The 18,756-nt window shown below is 52.7% G+C and carries 19 protein-coding genes and 1 riboswitch; of the genes, 3 read left to right on the forward strand and 16 right to left on the reverse strand.

Annotated elements, in window-relative coordinates; translation table 11 throughout:
• Positions 1-218: 218 nt before the first annotated feature.
• Entirely contained in the window at positions 219-911 is a 693-nt protein-coding gene (locus tag P9J64_00930) for an aspartate/glutamate racemase family protein (protein ID MDG5466879.1), read from the reverse strand.
• A 226-nt stretch (positions 912-1,137) separates the two neighbouring features.
• Positions 1,138-1,425 carry a DUF2917 domain-containing protein gene (locus tag P9J64_00935; protein MDG5466880.1) on the reverse strand — a complete coding sequence of 96 codons (288 nt, stop codon included), beginning with the start codon at positions 1,423-1,425 and terminating at the stop codon, positions 1,138-1,140.
• A gap of 200 nt (positions 1,426-1,625) precedes the next feature.
• Between P9J64_00935 and P9J64_00940 the strand changes: the two genes are divergently transcribed.
• Positions 1,626-3,089 carry a PLP-dependent aminotransferase family protein gene (locus P9J64_00940; protein MDG5466881.1) on the forward strand — a complete coding sequence of 488 codons (1,464 nt, stop codon included), beginning with the start codon at positions 1,626-1,628 and terminating at the stop codon, positions 3,087-3,089.
• Between the two features lie 3 nt (positions 3,090-3,092).
• The gene (locus tag P9J64_00945) at positions 3,093-4,016 is read left to right on the forward strand and encodes an EamA family transporter (GenBank protein ID MDG5466882.1); all 924 of its coding nucleotides are present in this window, start codon (positions 3,093-3,095) and stop codon (positions 4,014-4,016) included.
• An 85-nt stretch (positions 4,017-4,101) separates the two neighbouring features.
• Here P9J64_00945 and P9J64_00950 read toward each other — a convergent pair whose 3' ends face one another.
• From P9J64_00950 to gspC, 13 genes are all read right to left on the reverse strand, one after another.
• Entirely contained in the window at positions 4,102-5,091 is a 990-nt protein-coding gene (locus tag P9J64_00950; GenBank protein MDG5466883.1) for a DUF3187 family protein, read from the reverse strand.
• 1 nt (position 5,092) lies between these two features.
• Positions 5,093-5,986: a type II secretion system protein GspN gene (gspN, locus tag P9J64_00955; GenBank protein ID MDG5466884.1), complete on the reverse strand. Its 894-nt coding sequence runs from the start codon at positions 5,984-5,986 to the stop codon at positions 5,093-5,095.
• Complete coding sequence (gspM, locus tag P9J64_00960) at positions 5,983-6,510, reverse strand: type II secretion system protein GspM (GenBank protein ID MDG5466885.1); 528 nt, start codon at positions 6,508-6,510, stop codon at positions 5,983-5,985. The genes gspN and gspM overlap by 4 nt, the downstream gene beginning before the upstream one ends.
• Positions 6,507-7,901 carry a type II secretion system protein GspL gene (gspL, locus tag P9J64_00965; GenBank protein ID MDG5466886.1) on the reverse strand — a complete coding sequence of 465 codons (1,395 nt, stop codon included), beginning with the start codon at positions 7,899-7,901 and terminating at the stop codon, positions 6,507-6,509. The genes gspM and gspL overlap by 4 nt, the downstream gene beginning before the upstream one ends.
• 4 nt (positions 7,902-7,905) lie before the next feature.
• Positions 7,906-8,871, reverse strand: a complete 966-nt coding sequence (gene gspK, locus P9J64_00970; protein ID MDG5466887.1) for a type II secretion system minor pseudopilin GspK — start codon at positions 8,869-8,871, stop codon at positions 7,906-7,908.
• A complete protein-coding gene (locus tag P9J64_00975; GenBank protein MDG5466888.1) occupies positions 8,868-9,527 on the reverse strand; it encodes a GspJ family type II secretion system protein in 660 nt (219 codons plus the stop codon). Before P9J64_00975 ends, gspK begins: the two co-directional genes overlap by 4 nt.
• Entirely contained in the window at positions 9,493-9,882 is a 390-nt protein-coding gene (gene gspI, locus P9J64_00980; GenBank protein ID MDG5466889.1) for a type II secretion system minor pseudopilin GspI, read from the reverse strand. The genes P9J64_00975 and gspI overlap by 35 nt, the downstream gene beginning before the upstream one ends.
• 27 nt (positions 9,883-9,909) lie before the next feature.
• Complete coding sequence (locus P9J64_00985; GenBank protein MDG5466890.1) at positions 9,910-10,440, reverse strand: prepilin-type N-terminal cleavage/methylation domain-containing protein; 531 nt, start codon at positions 10,438-10,440, stop codon at positions 9,910-9,912.
• A 45-nt stretch (positions 10,441-10,485) separates the two neighbouring features.
• On the reverse strand, positions 10,486-10,929 hold the full coding sequence (gspG, locus tag P9J64_00990; GenBank protein MDG5466891.1) for a type II secretion system major pseudopilin GspG: 444 nt from the start codon (positions 10,927-10,929) through the stop codon (positions 10,486-10,488).
• Positions 10,930-11,066: 137 nt separating this feature from the next.
• Entirely contained in the window at positions 11,067-12,284 is a 1,218-nt protein-coding gene (gene gspF, locus P9J64_00995; protein MDG5466892.1) for a type II secretion system inner membrane protein GspF, read from the reverse strand.
• Positions 12,285-12,286: 2 nt separating this feature from the next.
• Complete coding sequence (gene gspE, locus P9J64_01000; protein MDG5466893.1) at positions 12,287-13,987, reverse strand: type II secretion system ATPase GspE; 1,701 nt, start codon at positions 13,985-13,987, stop codon at positions 12,287-12,289.
• Positions 13,988-14,055: 68 nt separating this feature from the next.
• Positions 14,056-16,212, reverse strand: coding sequence for a type II secretion system secretin GspD (gene gspD, locus P9J64_01005; protein ID MDG5466894.1), 2,157 nt, complete (start codon positions 16,210-16,212; stop codon positions 14,056-14,058).
• A gap of 36 nt (positions 16,213-16,248) precedes the next feature.
• The gene (gene gspC, locus P9J64_01010) at positions 16,249-17,142 is read right to left on the reverse strand and encodes a type II secretion system protein GspC (protein MDG5466895.1); all 894 of its coding nucleotides are present in this window, start codon (positions 17,140-17,142) and stop codon (positions 16,249-16,251) included.
• 129 nt (positions 17,143-17,271) lie between these two features.
• Here gspC and P9J64_01015 point away from each other — a divergent pair, with 129 nt between their 5' ends.
• On the forward strand, positions 17,272-17,547 hold the full coding sequence (locus P9J64_01015; protein ID MDG5466896.1) for a hypothetical protein: 276 nt from the start codon (positions 17,272-17,274) through the stop codon (positions 17,545-17,547).
• 487 nt (positions 17,548-18,034) lie between these two features.
• Here the strand turns inward: P9J64_01015 and P9J64_01020 are convergent, their stop codons facing one another.
• Positions 18,035-18,355 (reverse strand): hypothetical protein, encoded by a 321-nt coding sequence (locus P9J64_01020; protein ID MDG5466897.1) that lies wholly within the window; start codon positions 18,353-18,355, stop codon positions 18,035-18,037.
• A 61-nt stretch (positions 18,356-18,416) separates the two neighbouring features.
• A riboswitch (cyclic di-GMP riboswitch) is annotated at positions 18,417-18,505 on the reverse strand.
• Between the last annotated feature and the right edge of the window lie 251 nt (positions 18,506-18,756).

Genomic DNA, 18,756 nt, shown 5'->3' on the forward strand with positions numbered 1-18,756 from the left:
AGAACGTCTTTTCAATCTGGGAACAGTGTTGATCAGTCTCGGCACAAAGCCCTCATTGCTGATCAACAGAGCACATAGTATCAGGCGGCAGGTGTAAAAGTCAAGGGAAGGGTTGAATGGGCTCTTCGCGGTCACTTTATTCATGGCCTGGAATTGACGCCTATGCCATCGATTAGATGCTCGCGATTAATACGCAAAACGATGTCTCCGAATTATTCTCATGCGATCGCTTGTTCAACTGCTTTCTTCGCATGGATGGCGGTCGTATCATAGAGTTTGACATGGGTATCGCTCTGCTTGACCAGCATGCCTATCTCAGTGCATCCGAGAATAATCGCTTCTGCGCCGTCTTTGGCCAGCGCCTCAATAATCCTGAGATACTCATTTTTGGAGGCTTCAGACGTTTTGCCAGCACAGAGTTCCTGATAGATGACATTGTGGACTATTCCTCTGTCTCTCTTCGAGGGCGTAACAATGTCCAACTCGAAATTTCGTTTCAGCCGGCCCCGATAGAAATCTTCTTCCATGGTGAAAGCTGTCCCGAGAAGACCAACTGTCCTGATGCCTTCAGCAATAAGCGTCTCTGCTGTTGCATCAGCAATATGCAGTAAAGGTATCTGTACGGCTGCTTCGATCTGGTCTGCCAGTTTGTGCATTGTGTTGGTGCAGATCAAAAGAAAGTCGGCCCCTGCAGCCTCAACCTTCAAGGCTGCGTCAACGAGGATCTCAGCAGCACCTTGCCAGTCACCCTTGCGCTGAAGCTTCTCAAGAGAGTCGAAGTCGACACTGTAAAGAACAATCTGAGCGGAATGTAATCCTCCCAGTTCTTTTGCTATTCGTCTGTTTATGCTTCGATAGTACTCAGTGGTGCTTTCCCAGCTCATGCCGCCTAAAAGGCCGATCGTTTTCATATCTTCCTCACTTGCAGCCATTTCAATGATTGTCCGACCGGCTTTTAGAGATTTGTGGCAAAAGAATTCAAACCTATAACCCAAACAAAGGCAAGGCAAACTCAAACTATTTTTAACGTAAAGGCGCGAAGACGCAGAGCTTAGTTGTCAGAATTGAATCATTTTTCAAAAATGTAAGAGGTTCCCCTCTGCGATCTTTGTGACTCTGCGTTAACTAATTTTTGGGTCATAGAAGCGAAAGAGTTTGTTTTAATAATCCATGGATAGCCCTGTAAGGTTGGGCAAGTCTGCCTGCTGACTTAATGTCAGTCAACAGCAGCCGGCTTGCTTCCATAGCTGTAATGAGCACGCGGCCTTTGGACCTGACAATGAAACTGTTGCCGTGTTTTATGATGTGGTCGTGGCTATCACCAACAAGGGTTATCCAGCAACAGCCTTCACGACAGACAATCTTGGCCCCTTGTAACTCCTCCCCAAGGTCGAGCAGTTCCCGTTTATTCAGAAGCATTTCCATGTCCGTCTCCTTTCATTATCCTATGAATAAATGTGATGGTTCATTAAAGCCTGTTTGTTTTTTTGATGCCAGATACAGTTCTTTACAATTGTGTCCAACACAGATAGTTATATTCTTAACTGTGCCCTGTAATGAGTATGGCAACTGTGTCTGTTGGAATTGGCAATACCTTGGTAGAAAGAAGATAGATGGATGGTAATATGATTGAAACGGGTATTCAACTTGACGAAAAACTTCCTCTTTACGAGAAAGTTGCAGGTAAAATCAGTTTTCTGATAGAGCAGGGGACTTTACGGCCGGGCGACAAGGTTCCATCTATCAGGAATCTGAGCAAGCAGATGCATGTGAGTATCAACACGGTCAAGGAAGCCTACAGCCTGTTGGAAGACCGTCGTCTGCTTGAGGCCCGTCCGCAGTCAGGATATTACGTTCGGGCGCGTCTGCCGGAGCTTCCGGCCGAACCGGTGGTTGATCGACCGACCATCAACCCAGCCGAAGTAAGCCTCTCTAAAATCTACCAGGAGGTGATGACGGATTATAATGATCAGACTCTCCTGCAGCTTGGTATCGCAACCCCTAACCTTGACCTGCTTCCCGTTGAAAAACTCAACCGAATGCTGGCACGTGAGACACGTCGATTTGCGAATCAGGCCGTTTCTTACGAGTTCCCCCCGGGTAATTTGCGATTGCGCAAACAGATCGCTCAACGACTGTTGCTTTCTGGTTGCACACTTGGACCCGATCAGATCGTGATCACCTCTGGCTGTGTCGAAGCGGTTGTCCTGTCGCTGCGCACACTCTGCAAACCGGGAGACACCGTAGCGATTGAGACCCCTGTTTATTTTAATTTTCTGCAGATGATTGAAGATCTTGGGCTGAAAGCTCTGGAAATACCTGCTTCACCACGAGGCGGGATCAGCCTGGAAGCTCTTGGGTATGCCCTTGATCGAAATTCCGGAGAGGTTAAGGCTTGTATTGTTCTCTCCAATTTCAATAACCCTCTGGGCAGCAGTATGTCTGACGAAGACAAGCTGCGCCTGGTTCAAATGCTTGAAAGCTACCAGATCCCATTGATTGAGGACGATATTTACGGTGACCTGTCATACAGTGACGAACGACCCTCTGTTGCCAAGTCTTTTGATAAAACCGGCAATGTGCTTCTTTGTTCGTCTTTCAGCAAAACGGTTGCGCCTGGTTACCGGGTTGGCTGGATTGCAGCGGGCCGCTACCAGAAGCAGATCGAACGTGGGAAAATGCTCGGCAGTGTCGCTTGTGCAAGCCCGCCGCAGTTGGCTATTGCAGAATTTCTTGCCAACGGCGGCTATGATCACCATCTGCGATCGATTCGCAGGGCTTATGCCAAACAATCTGCCCAGATGGGAGACGCCATAGGCCGCTCTTTCCCGGCAGGCACGCGTGTTTCACGTCCTCAAGGTGGTTTTGTGCTCTGGGTGGAGATGCCGGAAAAGGTTGATTCAATCCTGCTTTATAAAAAAGCCAAGGGATATGGCATTGCCATCGCTCCTGGCTCGATCTTCTCCGTCGACGGCAAGTATCGCAACTGTATTCGTTTGAACGCGGCAACCTGGTCTCCGGCCGTCAAAGTAGCCATAGACAGGCTCGGGCAGCTTGCCGATGAGCAGCTCAAACCAACCGCTAGGTGAGCAATGGCAAATTTTCTTTTTTATACCATCACGGTGCTGATATGGGGTTCCACCTGGTTGGGAATCAAGTTTCAACTTGGCAACGTTGAGCCGGCGCTCTCGGTTGCCTATCGTTTTGCTCTGGCCGCTTTGATTCTTTTTGTCTGGTGCCTGGCTCGCCGTTTGCCAATGCAGTTCTCGCGCGCCGATCATCTTTATATTGCCATGCAGGGAGCTTTTCTCTTTGCGTTCAACTACCTGCTTTTTTACCTGGCTGAATTGCATATTACCAGTGGCTTGGCAGCGGTTGTGTTCTCAACGATCGTGGTCATGAATCTGCTGAATGGCAGAATTTTCCTGGGAACGCCGATCGAGCTGAAAGTCCTCTTCGGCGGAGCGATGGGAATGCTTGGATTGATTCTGCTTTTCTGGTCAGAGCTGGCGGAAGTCAACGTCTCAGGACCTGTTATGCTCGGCCTGTTACTCAGCTTTGCAGCAACCTACCTGGCTTCTTTGGGGAACATCCTCTCTGCAAGAAACCAGCACCGTAAACTGCCAGTCGTACAGACCAACGCCTTCGGTATGGCCTACGGATCGTTCTGTATGGTTCTGGTTGTGGTCTTCACCGGGGCACCGATAACGATTGATCTCTCTGCACCGTATCTGCTTTCTCTGGTTTACCTGGCTCTGTTTGGCTCGGTGATTGCCTTTGGTTGCTATCTGACCCTGGTCGGCAGGATTGGGCCGGGACGTGCTGCATACGTCACGCTGCTCTTTCCGGTTGTTGCACTGATGCTTTCAACAATTTGGGAAGATTACCATTGGACCTTATCAGGTTTGAGCGGAATACTCCTTATCCTCTGCGGCAATTACCTGGTCCTGGCAAAGCAACGAATTCGGCCTCTAGAAAGTTATCAACGACCCGGCAATGTCTCTTTAAGGTCTTGACTCGAGTGAGAGAAGCGAACGGCTGCAAAAATATGTTGACGATCGGAACGAAGCAAGTTGCGGAGAATAAGATCCCCTTTTTTGATTAAAACTTGTGCGCAAGGTTCAGATGAACTGTGACGTCCGGTGAGGCGTTGACGTTCAGGTCTTCGCCGACCCCTATATCGAGGAGGGTCTTTTCACCCAAGGCAAGAGTGCCGCCCATGGTCAGCATAACGGCCGGATCACCCAGCTCCGTGAGGTTATTGTCATAGAGAGCTGTATGACTGTCAAGCTGGAGTTTGAGGGCCAACCACTTGAGTGGGGCCCAGCCGGCCCCGATCCAGCCATTGGCTGCATAGTCTTCGACATCATCCTCCAGGACCTCGCCATCGCCCAGCCAGCTGACACCAAAACCTCCCCAGAGGGCGCCTTGCCCTTTGCCCAGAGGAAAGTCGCGTTGCGCAGACAGGGCCAGGGAGATATCCCAGGCTTCGCTGCCGGTCAACTTGTCTGCATCACCGGTTGGTGCCTTGAGCTGGGTTCGCAGGGTGTATGCCGACTGCTCGGTGGTCTTGATTTGCCAGGCAAGCTGCAGGCGTAAATCACCGAAACCATTGGTTTCGTCCTCCAGTTCCAGATATTCCTTACCTTCCCGTGAATAAAGGTAATTCAGTTGGTCGTCTTGCAGATCATCCCGATCACCGTTGGGAAGACCGAAGAAGTTATGCCAATCACTGATAAAGCTATCCATAAAGCCTTTCGAGTGCCAGGCCCAGGGCAGGTCGATCCCCAGCTGAAGAGTGTCACTGAGACCATAGCGCAGGCCGAGGGTTGCAATATAGGATTCACCGTCGAGTATGATGTCCTGGTTGTTGCGCGTGCTCACGGTCGCATTGCTAGCCATGTCGAAGCTGGTGTTCACAGAGGTTGCGCCGGCGGGCAGCACGTAAGGCGTTTCAGCGATTGGCAGGCCGTGGACCAGGGCTGTCGGTGAGAAATTACGGACCTGGAACGGAGTGATCTCAAGGCTCCATGCCGGAAGTGTCGCGCTTGCTGTGACAAGGATCGAGCAGACCAGAATACGTAGAGACAAATCAACCTCCGGTTTTCAGGATAGGTTTGGCCAGGGTGCCACTCACTTTTAAAGAATAAAAACCCTCTGGCCCTTGTTTGCCAGCGAGTTCGAGCAACGAGGCGATGGCAGGATCTGCGTTGGGCCCAGGCCGAACCTGCAGCTCAAGCTTGATGCGACTGGTCGCTGAGGTGCGACCGATGAGCAGGGTGCCGTCACCCTTGACGTCGAGATCGCCGCCCCTGGAAGAAAGAGTATTGATTTTCATGGCTCGTCCCTGGCCATCAACCTCCAGGGTTGTTTCGCCAAAGGCGATACCCGGACTGTCCGCTTTGAAAAAATCCAGGCCACTGATTCGAACATCGCTCAACTGCAGGGAGATGGCTGTTTTCGTCTCCGGATCAAGACGTGTCGCTGCCTCAAGGTTTGCCTGATTAAGGGTTCCTGTAATGTTCATGGCCATCGGCTTCTGCAAGGGCAGTTCGAAGCGCAGGCCCGTCGCCGTGGCGCTGATTAGCCCACTTTTCAGGATCTCCCCGGTCAGGGTGCCATTCATGAGCTCGCCCTGTAAATGCACTCCTGGGTTGCTGGATAACAATTTCGACCAGAGTGGCGAAAGACTCAACTGCTCAATCTCCAGCGGACGGGGCAGGTGCGGCAGGTCAATCTTGACCTGGTCGGCATCAAGGCTCAACAACGGATAGAGAGAGACCTGGCGGATCTGCACCTCTGTGCCGGTCCTCGTCAATAGCTCCTGGGTGATCCGTTGCTTCAGGACATCTGCCGGGAAGAACAGATAAAAGCCTGTCAGCATGCCCAGCAAGAGCAGGCCGGCTCCTGTGATCAGGAAAAGGCTCGACCGTTGCCAGCTGCTAACGGGAGCTTTTGATTTGTGTGCTCCACCCGGAGAACTCATGTTGTCCTTCGCAGCGCCGTTACCGTCAAGCTGGCATCAAGCAGGGTCCTGTTATCGAAACGCTGCTTGAGATAGAGGTTCCTGACCTGCATGGGGGTGGCCGCCTCTTCAATGCCAAGAAGAAATTCGAGGAGTTGTCTGAGGGTCAATTTTTCGAGCTTGATCTCGACGGCATCGACGGTCATGCCGTTTCGGACCTCGGGGGATTGAGGCCGCATGGACAAAAGGTTCTCACGGCCTGCTGTCCGTTGGGCCAGCTCCTCAACGAACGTGAGCGCGGAAAAATTCTGTCGTTTGTCCAGCAGCTTCTCTATCTGGGCTATCTGCTGTTGCAGCCCCAGATACTCAGATTGCAGAGCCTTGACGTCCTGCAGTTGCCCGCTGCGCACGGTGATCTGTCGGTCGAGCCGATGCAGTGCATTACGGTAAGGGGCCACAACTGCAAAATAGAGCAGGGCGAGGATAAGGGCAAAACCTCCGGCGAATACGAAAACCCGTTCTCTCTGGTTCAATTGACTGATCATTGTTCGGCCCCCGGATTGGCGAGTGAGAGCAGCAATCGAAAATCAATTCGACTCCCATCAAGACTCATTTTGGCATCGGTAACCTGGATCTTGCTAAACAGTGGAGACTCAGCAAGCACCCCGGACATCTGGTTGACCGCTTCGAATGATGAGGTCTGCCCGGACAGTTTGAGCTCTTCTCTACTTAGGGCAAACTCCTGGAATTCGACGGTAACCCGGTCAGGAAGACGGGAAACCTCCTTGAGAACAGCAAGCGCAGAAGATTGTCCTCCCGTGATCAGGCTTCCTTTCTCCTGTAGGTCGCGGATCGCACTTTTGAGTTGCAAGGGGACATCAACGATGGTTGTGGCTTCCGGGAACAAAGACTTGTAGACGCTCACCATTTCCGCCTGCAACTGATCCGCCCGATTCGCCTGGTCGACATACCTGAGGATCATAGAGCTGATTAGAACAACAACCGTCAGGCTGAGCAAGGAGGCCAACAGAATCAACTTGCGCTTCAGATTGGCCCATTCTCCTTTCAGGGCGTAACGGCCGCTACGAAAATTAAAAGATTGGTCGGCTCTGGCGGTTTTGGCTCGCAGGGCCAAAGCCACGGCCGGCAGGAACTCGCTATCAATCTGTTGCCAGCCAAAGTCAAGGGAGAGGACTTCCACATTAAGTTCATTGGTTTGCAGAGTTCTCACCAACTCTGGCGTGCCCCTGTCGCCCATCAGGATGATGCTGAGGTCACCTTCGCCGGCGGTTTGCTTCAGAACCCTGATTTCTCTGAGAAGCTGCTGAATTTGTCCTGTCTGGATGGGCTCTGCAATGGCCGGCATGACACGGTAATCCTTCAAACGGCCCTTTTGCAGCATTGAAACTGTGGTCTCCTGCTTTGTTGCACAGATGATGAGGCCTTCACTGATTTCTTCACCGATTCCTGCTGCATAGCAAAACGGTGATAGGTCTACAAGGTGCAGCGGCACATTCGCGGCTTCGAAATTAGCCAGTAAAGACTGCAGCGTTTCGGTGGGGACCGCCGCCGCAACTACGGTTGCGCCTTTTTCGGTCGTCTGAACCGGTTGTACTGATGTGGCACATTGATCAATTGCAACCGGTAGCTGTGTGGACATTGAGAAAGGAATCGCCGCTGCGATTTTCTTTTTATCCTGGAAGGGGAACTCCAACCGGCGCACGTAAGCATTCCGGGCCGGAAGACAGGTTACCAATTGATCGCCAATGCTAAACTCGCCGGCCAAAACTTCCTTGAGGTGGTTGGTTAGTTGATCCGAATCCGCGTAGCCTCTTTCCTGCAGGGAGACAACAGAAACCTGTCCCTTCACCTGATTAAGGATGGCGATGCGCAGAGTGCCGTTGCCGATTTCGACGCCGATTAATCGTTTGCTCATGATATTAATTTACCTTGAAAAAAAGCAGTTTGTTGCTTTTTTTATTAACCTTCGCCATCAATCGACGGCTGCCATCGTTGACCTGGGCGGATGTTTCAATCCGATAAGTTTGGCTAGTCGTGCCCAACTGCTTTTGGTTGGCAAGAGTCTTTAAAACGACGTAGTTCTCAGGAGCGAGGATTTCCTCGAGCTGGGCAATACTCTCGATCGGTTCCGTCTGGCGATAGTCGATAATGGCCTGGGCCGTATCACGACTGATCTGGAGGTCGAGGGCCATCAGCACCTCGGCGCTTGCAGTATTAATATTGACGGCCGCCGTGCCATTGACGGTCAGGTGCGGGCTGATCTGCTTAATGATCTCAGCTGTGAAGCCTTTGATCAGGGAGAGCTCTTGCAGCGTCTCGAGCGGACCATTCTTGCTTCCGTAGGGTTGAGCCTGGTTACGATAGTAGGTATCTTCTGCACCCGAGACAGGCAAACTCAGTCCGTCAGTGTGAACCTCTGTGTAGGGATCATCTCCCGTGTCCAGCCAGTCAATTAAAGCAGCTGTCAGTTCTGCAGGGTCTGCCACTTTGTTCAGTTCCATGACAACCAGCAGACGGTAAAAACGGTCGGTCATGACGGCTTGCGGACTGTTCTTGTCAACCAGGCCATTGATGGCCAGCTTGCCATCCTGATCTTCGATGCGGATGGTGACGCTGCCTTCACCGACCGGGTAGTTGATCACACCCTTGCTCCAGTTTTCATCAAGCGAATCGTAATTGTTACGGTCCTCCTGAAGGATCATTCGTCCGGCGTTGATTCCTCCCTTGGCCAGGTAATAAGCTTTGGTGCTGTCACGAAAAGTTTCAGTAAGGCGCATGTCGACCATGGTTGAGAAGGCCAAATCCGTCAACAGTGAAGTCAACAGTGCGACAATCACCAGCACCAGCAGGAGCGCCATGCCCCGATTTCCATGTCGACCGTTCATCGGATCATCACCTCGGGGATTTCAAAGGCCGAGATGAAATCAATCGGTTCCTCTCCACCTGTGCGTAACTGTAATGCAATTTCAACGAGCTCCGGAAGTCCAGACGTTCGCGCTTGCCATGTCGTCTGCCATTGGCCGTTGGCGTAGAAGCGCAGGCTCATAGCCTCTATCCCCGGTACCAAGCGCATCATGCCGGCAGCCTCTTCGTCAACCGAATCATGGACCGGGTGCTCGCTACGTAACAGAACCCGACCGTTTGCTGCCTCTTCCTTGTCCTCAGAGAGGAGGTAGTGGACCTTGGCGATCCCGGACCCCGATTCGCTCAAGGGGGATACCGCCGATGTGGTCAGCTCCAATTCGAAAGAGCGGTCATCAGCTTTAAGGCCGGTAAAGACCAGATTCGGGTCACTCGGCTGGAAGTATGCCCCGCGCAGCTCTCGGCCTAGGCGATCGAAGAGAACCCTCGCCCGATGATACTCTGCGCTGTCCGCATCCAGTCGTTCTCGTGTCATGCTGACCGAGGAGAAAATACCATAAACGGAGGTCAGTAAAATGGCCAGGATACTGATCGCAACCAGCACTTCGATCAGGGTAAAGCCCCTTTCGGAGCGCGGGCCCCGTTTAAAAAATAAAGGATGTGAGATCGACCAGCTCATTGCGCTCCTCATCTCCCCAGAGAACTTTGACAGTCACCATCTGCACCGATGGCAACGGCGTATCTGCATAGGCGATCTGCCAGCGGTAAGCTGCGTAGGGATCGTCGAACTCACCCTGTACTTCAGCTCCTTGTAGCGTCCCGTGCCTTGCGCTCAGTTCGGTTTCGGCCATCTTCCTCTGAGCCAGCAAGGTGGCGGCGGTAATCCGTTGCAGGCGATCATGAACGCCGATCGTGCGGTTGGCCAGGGACAGCAAGGAAACCAAAGCGATACTGACGATGGCCAGTGCGATCATGATCTCCAGCAGCGTAAAGCCACCGCGCTGCGATGATTTTAGGTGAACGGTCTCTGGCATTACGTCTGCGGCCCTATTGGTGTCGGCTTAAAATTCCCGGTAGCCATCGAAAACCTCAGTGGTTCCCGTTAGCGGCGAGACACGCAGGGTCAGCATTTCGCCGGCCCCGTCATCAAGGTGAATGATGGTCTCTTCCACCCAGCCACTCGGATGAATGCGGGTGGTTATCTGCCCCATGGTGAACTTGCCACGTCCAGGGAGTTGCAGATCCATGAATCGAACGTCACCTCTTAACTCCGCTTCCCGCCCCTGGTCAGGTGCATCGACCTGTTCACCGTTTGCTTCCAGAATCTGGGCACGGTAGAGGCCCTGATCCAAATCGTAGACCAAACGGTATTCGAGTCCCGATATGGCGGATTCGTTGAACAGGTATTTAATCGTGCCGCTGAGCCGTCTTGCTGAAGTACCGAGGCTGCTGGTGCCGATATTGCTGAACAGGGGGATGCTGAACACCATGAACAGGCTGATCAAAACCATCACCACCACGAGTTCAACAAGAGTGAAGCCGGCCAGTCCTCTGCCTCGAAAGGCATAATGTTTTTGCTGTTCACAGCTCATAGCGGTTAATTCGGGCAAAGGCACTCTGCACCGAGCGGTCCGGCGCTAATCAAGCTCCCAGCTATTGATGTCAGCATCGAAACCTTCTCCTCCGGGTTCTCCATCTGCGCCGTAACTGATCAGGTCGAAATTATGATCATGCAGTCCGGGTGACAGGTAAATGTAATCACTGCCCCAGGGGTCGACCGGGGTTTTCTTCAGGTAGCCATCAACCGAATATTTGGCGGGTATCCGCCCGGTTGTCGGCTTAACGACCAGGGCTTTGAGCCCCTGATCAGTGTCGGGGTAAAACCCGTTGTCGAGCTTGAACAAGCCGAGGGCCTCTTCGATGCTTTTCATGTCAACTTTGGCCTTGGTCACCTTGGCCTCGTCCGGACGACTGAGAAGACGGGGCACAACAATAGCGGCCAGTATGCCGAGGATAACCACCACGACCATGATCTCAATCAGGGTGAAGCCGCGATTGTCGCGTATTCTTTTTGTTTGCATAAAGATTCAATCTCCTTAATTACGGCTTATTGATCGCACCTACGGTGCTGTTGAATCGTTGAACAGTTTAAGCAATTCATCAGTTCAACGCGTGCAGCGCTTATCAGCGGGCGAAGCCCATTCAACGTTTCAGCCCCTTACCCAAACCCCTGACTGGCCTCGAAGATCGGCAGCAAAATCGCCAGGACCACGAAGCCGACAATCCCACCCATCACCAGGATCATCAACGGTTCGAGTAGCGAGAGCATGCCGGTCATGGACAGATCGGTCTGATGCTCGTAGGTGTCAGCAACCCGGAACAGCATCTCTTCGAGTTTGCCGCTTTTCTCGCCGGCCGCCGTAAGTTGGGCCAGCATTGGTGGGAAGACAGTGGTCTCCTTAAGCGACGAGGCCAGGTCCGCGCCCTCCTGAACTCGAAGCGTGACGGTTGCGATCGCCTGGTTCAGGATCCGATTGGACAGAAGTTTGCGCGCGATATCAAGGGCCTTGAGCAATGGCACACCGCTCTCCATTAAAGTGCCCAGGGTGCGGGCAAAACGGGCTGTGACAATCAGCAGTTGCAAGCGACCGAACAGCGGGGCTTTCAGGAGCAGTGAATCGATACGTTCTCGGCCCCGCGTTGTGTCACGATAGCGTTTCAAGGTAAGCACCGCCATCACCAGCAACAGCCCGAGCAGCCACCACCACCTGGCCAGAAAATCCGTCAGGGTAATCAGCAGGAGCGTCGGCCATGGCAGCGCCCTGTCAAGCTCGTTCAGCATCGTGGTGATCTTGGGAATAACAAACACGAACAGGAAAACCAACACGCCGCTACCGACAAGAGTCATCAGCAACGGGTAGGCCAGGGCGGCCTGGATCCGGGCACGCATGCGGGCCTGGCTTTCGAGAAAATCAGCCAGTCGATACATGGTCCGGTCAAGCGTGCCGCTGTCCTCACCGACCTGAATCATATTGATGAACAGATCTGGAAAAATATGCCGATGAGCAGCCAGGGCTTCATGGAGTGTTCCCCCTTGCACAACATGCTCGCGAACCTTGGCAAAGGTTTTGGACAGCAGTGGTTGGTCTGTCTGCTCATTCACGGTGTTGAGAGCATCATCCAGTGACAGGCCAGCGCCCAAAAGAGTGGCCATCTGGCGCGTCGCCGCGGCAAGTTCGCCGGTCGGAAGTTTGCGTGCCATCCCGAACCGGAACGATAGCTTGCGAACCCGTTGCGCCCCTGTTTCCCGCAAATCGGTCAGATAGATGCCCTGGTCGCTCAGCTGCTGGGTCACCATCTTGCGCCCGGGGCCGTCTATGGTGCCGGTTTTTTTGCGTCCCTGATTATCGAGACCTGAGTACTCGAATAATGGCAACTCTAAACCTCCTCCTGGGTCACGCGCAGGATTTCCTCAAGAGAGGTCACTCCTTCAAGGACTTGGGCCACGCCGGCCGAGCGCAGGCTTTGCATGCCTTGTCGCAAAGCCGCCTGCTTGATCGTGGCTGCGTCCTTGTCCTGCAGGAGCAGCTCACGAACGGTTTCGTCGATTGGTAGCAGTTCATAGATGCCGCTGCGTCCCCAGTAGCCAATATTCATGCAGCGCGAACATCCTCGACCCTGGTAAAATTGTGGACTGGCAGGCAGGGTGCATTCATCGCCAAGCTGATCCAGAAGTTCGGTCGGCGGCGATACGGCTTCCTTGCAGTGCGGGCAAATTTTGCGTACCAGGCGCTGGGCAAGGATACCGACGATGCTTGATGCTGCCAGAAAAGGTTCGATCCCCATTTCCACCAACCGGGTCAGGGCTCCAGCTGCATTATTGGTGTGCAGGGTTGAAAACACCATATGGCCGGTCAGGGCCGACTGTACTGCAATCTCGGCGGTTTCTCGGTCGCGGATCTCACCGACCATGATGATGTCGGGATCCTGGCGCAGGATCGAACGCAGACCGTTAGCGAAGGTCAGGTCGATCTTCGGGTTGACCTGGATCTGGCCGACACCCGGCAGCTGGTACTCGATCGGATCTTCGACAGTGATGATGTTCTTTTCGCGACTGTTCAGGCGGGTCAGTGCCGCGTACAAAGTGGTGGTTTTACCGGAACCGGTCGGTCCTGTGACCAGGAAAATTCCGTGATTTTTGTTGATCATCCCCTCGAACTGGTTCAACAGAGTGCTACCCAGGCCAATTTCCTCAAGGGAGAGAATGTTCGAGGTTTTGTCGAGCAGGCGCAAGACTACCCGTTCACCAAAAGCTGTTGGCAGGGTTGAAACGCGTATATCTATATCGCGTCCAGCGACCCGCACCCGGAACCGGCCATCCTGAGGCAGACGTTTTTCGGCAATGTTCAGCTGGGACATGATCTTGATGCGGGAGACGATCCCAGGGTGGGCTTTCAGCGGCGGATGGAGCACTTCATAAAGAATACCGTCGATACGATAACGGACCACAAGGTCCCGTTCGAACGGCTCAATGTGGATATCGCTGGCGCGCTCCTTGTAACCCTGGGTGATCAGGCTGTTGACAAAACGGATGATCGGCGCTTCGTCCGAAGCATCGATCAGGTCCGTTGGTTCCAGGTCGCGGACCAGGTCTCCGGCCGTCTTCTCCTCGATTTCCTCGATCACCTCGCTGGAGTCTCCGGCCTGTTTTTCATAGCCGCGATTGATGGCGCTCAAAATTTCCTCAGGAGTCGCGACGCAGGGCTCGATATCCTCCCCGGTCAGAGTGCTCAGATCGTTGAGCGGACGGGTGTCCAAGGGGTCGGCAACGGCCACCTGCAGACGGCCGTTGAGCCTCTCCAGAGGGTAGATACGGTATTCCTTGGCAAAGCCAATCGGAATGACATCGAAAAGATCCTCGGCGGCCGATTCTTCGGCAATCGTCTCCAGGTAGGACAGCTCGAACTGAATTGCCAGTGCCTTGGCCAGCATCACGTTGTCCAGCACTTTCAGCTTGAGGAGAATCTGACCGAGGCGCTCGCCGCTCTGCAGTTGTTCCGTCAGGGCCGCGTCAATGCGCTGCTGATCAACTTCGAAATCCTGTTGCAGTATTTCACCGATACGCCGCCAGTTATGCATGCTGAGTTACTTCCCGGGAAGAGGGGGTAAAGTCATTGGTTGTCCGAATTGCGTGCCATTGGCAGAGTTCATTGGGAAGCCTCGCCTTGTGCATCCTCGGCCGCCGATCTGTCCGCCTGGCTCGCACCTTTTGTCTCGGGACTTTCAGTTGGTTGTCCCGTTGGCAAGGTTGTGTTCCCTTCTTTGTCAATTTCACCAAAGAAATTTTCCGGCACGGCGTTAATGACCTTTTCGGTGAGGAAACCCTTGGCCGCCGTGCGGTTACGACCGGTTACACGTTCGAGATCCTCTGCATCCTTGATAATGGTCGGATTGATGAAGATCAGCAGATTGGTCTTTTCTTCCTGGGTCGAAGTACGCTTGAACAACCAGCCGAGAAAGGGAATGTCGCCCAGGATGGGCACCTTGGTCACCGATTCGATGACATTGGTGTCGATGAGGCCGCCGAGCACCACGGTTCTGTTATTTTCAACCAGGACCGTATTGCGCAGGACTCTCTTGGTGAAAGTCGGACCAACATCACTGGGGCTGCCGACGCTGGCAACCAGGGCCTGGGTGGCAGGAGCGATATCGGTGATTTCCTGGTAGACGTTCAGGCGGACCAGATCACCTTCGGTAATCTGTGGAGTAAAACGCAGGATCAGGGCAACGTCCTGGCGTTCCACTGAGACGCTTTGGGCCAGACCGTCACTGGCGCCGGTATCGGTCAAACGACCGGTGATAATCGGCACGTTGGAGCCGACGATGATCTCGGCCTCTTCGTTGTCGGAGGTAAGGAGGCGCGGCGCCGAAAGCAGGTTGACATCACTGTCGGTTTTCGAAACATCAATCAGTACCGAAAGTGATGGCACGGTGATCTCGTTGCCATCTGGGCCGGTGACGGTGATCGGGTTAAAAAAACCGCCGGCCAGAAGCCCATCAACAGCCTGGGTCAGCAGGGAAGGTATGCCAGCCGCTCCGGTTGCGAGGGCGTCGCCAATGCCAACCGGGCCGGTGTTCTGGTTGCTGCTGCCGATAATCAGGCTGTCATCGCCGACATCCGCGGCACCCTGAAGGGATACGCCGAGACGCTGGGTCGCGTCCATGGAGAGTTCCAGAATCAGCGCCTCGACATAGACCTGCTTACGCTTGATGTCGAGCTTGGCGATGATTTCTTCGATCGTTCTGTAGTCGTCCGGGTTGGCATTGATGATCAGCGAGTTAGTCGGTTTGTCGGCTGTAATGGTAACAGGGCCGGCAGTCAGGGGGCTGCCTGGCGCACCCTGTTGGGCTGTCCTGGCTTCTGTCTTGATACCGGTCAGGATCTCGTTGAGGGTCGCCGCCAGGGTGACCGCATCGGCATTTTCCAGGTAGAAGAGATTGATATTGGAACGGGCCCCGCTCATTTCCTGGTCCATCTGGGCAATCAGGCCCTTGATGATCACCATGTCATCGCCACTGGCCAGGAGGATCAGCGAGCGTCCTGCAGGATAGGGGATGATCTTGGTGACCGGCTCATTTGCGGCCCCCGCCTGGGTCGACCTTCTGCGCTTGGCGGGCGCGGAAGCCGGCTGGCTCATGACCTCGTTGAGAATCTTGGCGAGCTCTTCGGCGCTGGAGTTCACCAGCGGCACGATCTCGATCAGGCCTTCCGAGTCCGGTTGGTCGAGCTCGCGGATGATCTTGGCCAGGCGTTCGATGTTGGAGCCGGTATCGGTAATGATCAGGCTGTTGCTCGGCGCATAGGCGGCAACATTGGCGTAGCTCGGCATCAAGGGAACCAGGACGGTTGGTCCAACGATGCTTGCATCAAGATACTTCAGGCGAAAAACCCGGGTGATGACCTGCTCGCTCATCTTGCCGCGGCCGTTGAGAACGGTCGGCAGGTTGGATTCCTTGGCGTTTTTCAACGGTACGATTTTGTTGACTTCACCCGAGGGGACCACCGTATAGCCCTTGACGTTGAGGACCGTGTGAAACAACATATAGGCTTCGTCAAGAGTCATGCTTTCCGGAGACACGATCGTGACTTTGCCCTTCACCGTCTCGTCGTAAAGAAAGTTCTCTCCGGTCAACTCGCTGATGGTCTGGATCAGGTCGGCCAGTTCCACCTCCTTGAAGTCGAGGGTGACCTGGCCTTCTTCACTCGGTTGCGGCTGAGTCTGAGCAAGAGCCAGGACGGGGGCCAGGCATAAAAAAAGAAACGTTGTCCATAAGATGATTCGGGAAACTGTCGGTTTGCTCATCAGAGCGACCTCCTATTCGATTTTACATGCACAACCCTATTCGATTTCATATTCAAAACTCATCGGTTTACCCTTACGTTCGACAGCGACGATGATCTGCCGTGCTTCGCGTAGTTGTTGAAATACCTGTAAGGCTTTTTCCGGACTGTCCAACTTGATATTGTTGACATCGATGATCACGTCACCTCGCCGTAAGCCCACTTTAACCAGTAACGACCGGGGATTAATGCGCTGAATCAGGAAGCCGTCGGTTTTGCCGTCCACCGTGCGCGGCTGCATATGGGCAAGACGCAGCTGGTCGGCAAAATTCTCCCGCACCGATTCGATGGTGCTACGGGAGATCATCCAGCGGTTTTCACCGATTTCTCTTACCGCTCCTTTCGAGTCGCCGGCGACCCTGGCAACTGGTTTCACGCCACGACTTGGGGCCGGCCCTTTCTCATGCAGTGTCAAGGTTGTCAGGCTCTGGTCCCGGTTTCTGATGTCAACTTGGTTGCGCCGGATATCCTCGATGGAGCCACCTCCCGGGATTTTATCGTCAAGATGATAGATCTTTAGCTCTTTGTTGACTTCGAGGAGGACCTGGGAACGTTCAGCGGCGACAACAGTGCCGAAGAGCTTTAAATCGGCGCGAGTGTCCGTTGCCGAGGCTTCCTGGCCTCTTGCTGCAGCGATCTCAAGATTCATCGTCGCGTCGGCAGAACGGTTGTTGGCATCGAAAATGTTATTCTGCAGGATCAGGTTCAGGTCGGTTTGTGTGGTCTTCAGAGATTTGGCTGTGGCTGGCTGAGTGATTGTGCTGTCGGCTGCAAAATCAGGCCGCAGATTCTTTTGTAACACGGTGTCAATCAGGTGTCCGCAGGCAAGCCCAAGAATCGCGAGCAGGGTCAGGCAGAACGGTTTGTAAAAACTGTGCATGGCATTCAGCATGACGCCCCCGGATGGTCAATTCAGATAATAATTCTAAACCCATTTGTCAATTTTGCAAGAATTTCCATGAAGTTACGTTCATCGACCGGGCTCCCTGTCGCTCGCTCCGTGAGATCGAAAAAAGGTGCAATGAAGCCCACCTCGCGGTTACGCCAATATTCGAAGAAAACATGCTCTCTTGATGATCGTGAAGAGATCATTATTGTCATCGTCGTTCTCAACTCGGTCACCGAACTCCTTAAATCTATGAAGGGTAAAGAAAGCGAATCCATCGTAATTATCTTCGTTGAGACGTTTACCCCTGTGACAGACAGAACAGGCACTCGCCGCAGGGCCGGTAATCGTTGGATAAAAACTGAGAGAATAAACATTTACTCGCAGAATTCAGTTAAGGTCGTGATCTGAAATTTACTGATTGGTGGTACTTAGAGACAGGATTGATAGTCGGTTTAAGGGGATAAGTTGTGCGCAAAAACGTCCCGAAGGTTTTTGCCTGAAACCGGCCTTGTAGCGGCCGATAACTTTAGCGATTTTGCCCTGTATTTTCAGGGCGTAAATCTGGCGTCTTTCTTCTCGGGTAAGCTACGTGTAGTGGTCCATCGTGCTCCTCTAGTCTCGGTCAGTGAAAGAAGCCATGAGACTACCGAAGCTTGTCCTTCAAACCAAGCAACTAGAGTTGCACTTACAACTTGAAGCCGGGCCTACTTTTAAAGCACAAAGAACCTGACCTGCTCCCTTCCCCTACTCTGAAGAGTGGGGGGGCGTTGACGTGAAGAGAAAAGGCCACCAAGGATCGACCCCTGGTGACCATAAGTTTACAGACTTAAAGAGCGCCCTGTTGATAGCATCAATAAGTCAATTCATCTATCAAGAAAAAAACGTAATTGGTTCTTTACTTGAGTACAGAGGCCAATTCAGTAAATGACTTTTCGCAAGATTGATTGCCAAAATACCTAAACAATTCACCACTAATCTCTTTAGTTATCCATTCATCAGCATGGTTATTGGTAATGAATCGAATTTCCTCCGATTTTGAATTAGGGTTGTAGCGTTGTTCGACCTCAATCGCATTCCCTGTATTTTCGCACTGGTAGACGAAAATACGACCCTGATCAACATTTTTGACTTTAACAAACTTCATGTAGGGTTCGCCGTAGGCCGAAATAACCGGGATAGCGATTGTCGCGATAAGAACCAAAACTATCTTCTTCATTGTTACCTCCTATATTGTTTAACGCCCAATGACCCAAAAAAGATACCACCTAAATATATGTTTTGGCAGTCCGGCTATCTCTTGTAGGAAAAGATGTGAAGACCCGTAACTTTCCGTCCCCACCTTTCGGTAGGTTTGGCTTTGTCAAACAAAAAAAGAACATTGTTTCTAAATATTAAATGTTGAAGTTTTTAATTCAACTTAAAAACTGCATGAAAAAATTAATTTTTGTTATATATCAAAACCTTATGGAATTTTTTATCAGATGTTAATGCAAATAAAAGGAGGTGGTATTTATTAACACGGCCTTTAACGAAAGCAGGCTCTATCAACGCAGGAATCAATCAGTTTGACATGCCTTTCTAATTACAAAGGTTTTGAGAGAAAAAGCGACAGGCAGA

Source organism: Deltaproteobacteria bacterium IMCC39524, from assembly GCA_029667085.1.
Classification (GTDB): Bacteria; Desulfobacterota; Desulfuromonadia; order Desulfuromonadales; family BM103; genus M0040.

Coding starts and splice junctions, on each gene's coding strand:
- gspI (MDG5466889.1), bottom strand. CDS start 9,882: ATGCCAGAGACCGTTCACCTAAAATCATCGCAGCGCGGTGGCTTTACG.
- gspD (MDG5466894.1), bottom strand. CDS start 16,212: ATGAGCAAACCGACAGTTTCCCGAATCATCTTATGGACAACGTTTCTT.
- P9J64_01020 (MDG5466897.1), bottom strand. CDS start 18,355: ATGAAGAAGATAGTTTTGGTTCTTATCGCGACAATCGCTATCCCGGTT.
- gspC (MDG5466895.1), bottom strand. CDS start 17,142: ATGCTGAATGCCATGCACAGTTTTTACAAACCGTTCTGCCTGACCCTG.
- gspK (MDG5466887.1), bottom strand. CDS start 8,871: ATGAACGGTCGACATGGAAATCGGGGCATGGCGCTCCTGCTGGTGCTG.
- P9J64_01015 (MDG5466896.1), top strand. CDS start 17,272: ATGAAGCCCACCTCGCGGTTACGCCAATATTCGAAGAAAACATGCTCT.
- P9J64_00935 (MDG5466880.1), bottom strand. CDS start 1,425: ATGGAAATGCTTCTGAATAAACGGGAACTGCTCGACCTTGGGGAGGAG.
- P9J64_00985 (MDG5466890.1), bottom strand. CDS start 10,440: ATGAGCTGTGAACAGCAAAAACATTATGCCTTTCGAGGCAGAGGACTG.
- P9J64_00930 (MDG5466879.1), bottom strand. CDS start 911: ATGAAAACGATCGGCCTTTTAGGCGGCATGAGCTGGGAAAGCACCACT.
- gspE (MDG5466893.1), bottom strand. CDS start 13,987: ATGCATAACTGGCGGCGTATCGGTGAAATACTGCAACAGGATTTCGAA.
- P9J64_00945 (MDG5466882.1), top strand. CDS start 3,093: ATGGCAAATTTTCTTTTTTATACCATCACGGTGCTGATATGGGGTTCC.
- gspL (MDG5466886.1), bottom strand. CDS start 7,901: ATGAGCAAACGATTAATCGGCGTCGAAATCGGCAACGGCACTCTGCGC.
- P9J64_00975 (MDG5466888.1), bottom strand. CDS start 9,527: ATGAGCTGGTCGATCTCACATCCTTTATTTTTTAAACGGGGCCCGCGC.
- P9J64_00940 (MDG5466881.1), top strand. CDS start 1,626: ATGATTGAAACGGGTATTCAACTTGACGAAAAACTTCCTCTTTACGAG.
- gspN (MDG5466884.1), bottom strand. CDS start 5,986: ATGAGTTCTCCGGGTGGAGCACACAAATCAAAAGCTCCCGTTAGCAGC.
- gspG (MDG5466891.1), bottom strand. CDS start 10,929: ATGCAAACAAAAAGAATACGCGACAATCGCGGCTTCACCCTGATTGAG.
- gspM (MDG5466885.1), bottom strand. CDS start 6,510: ATGATCAGTCAATTGAACCAGAGAGAACGGGTTTTCGTATTCGCCGGA.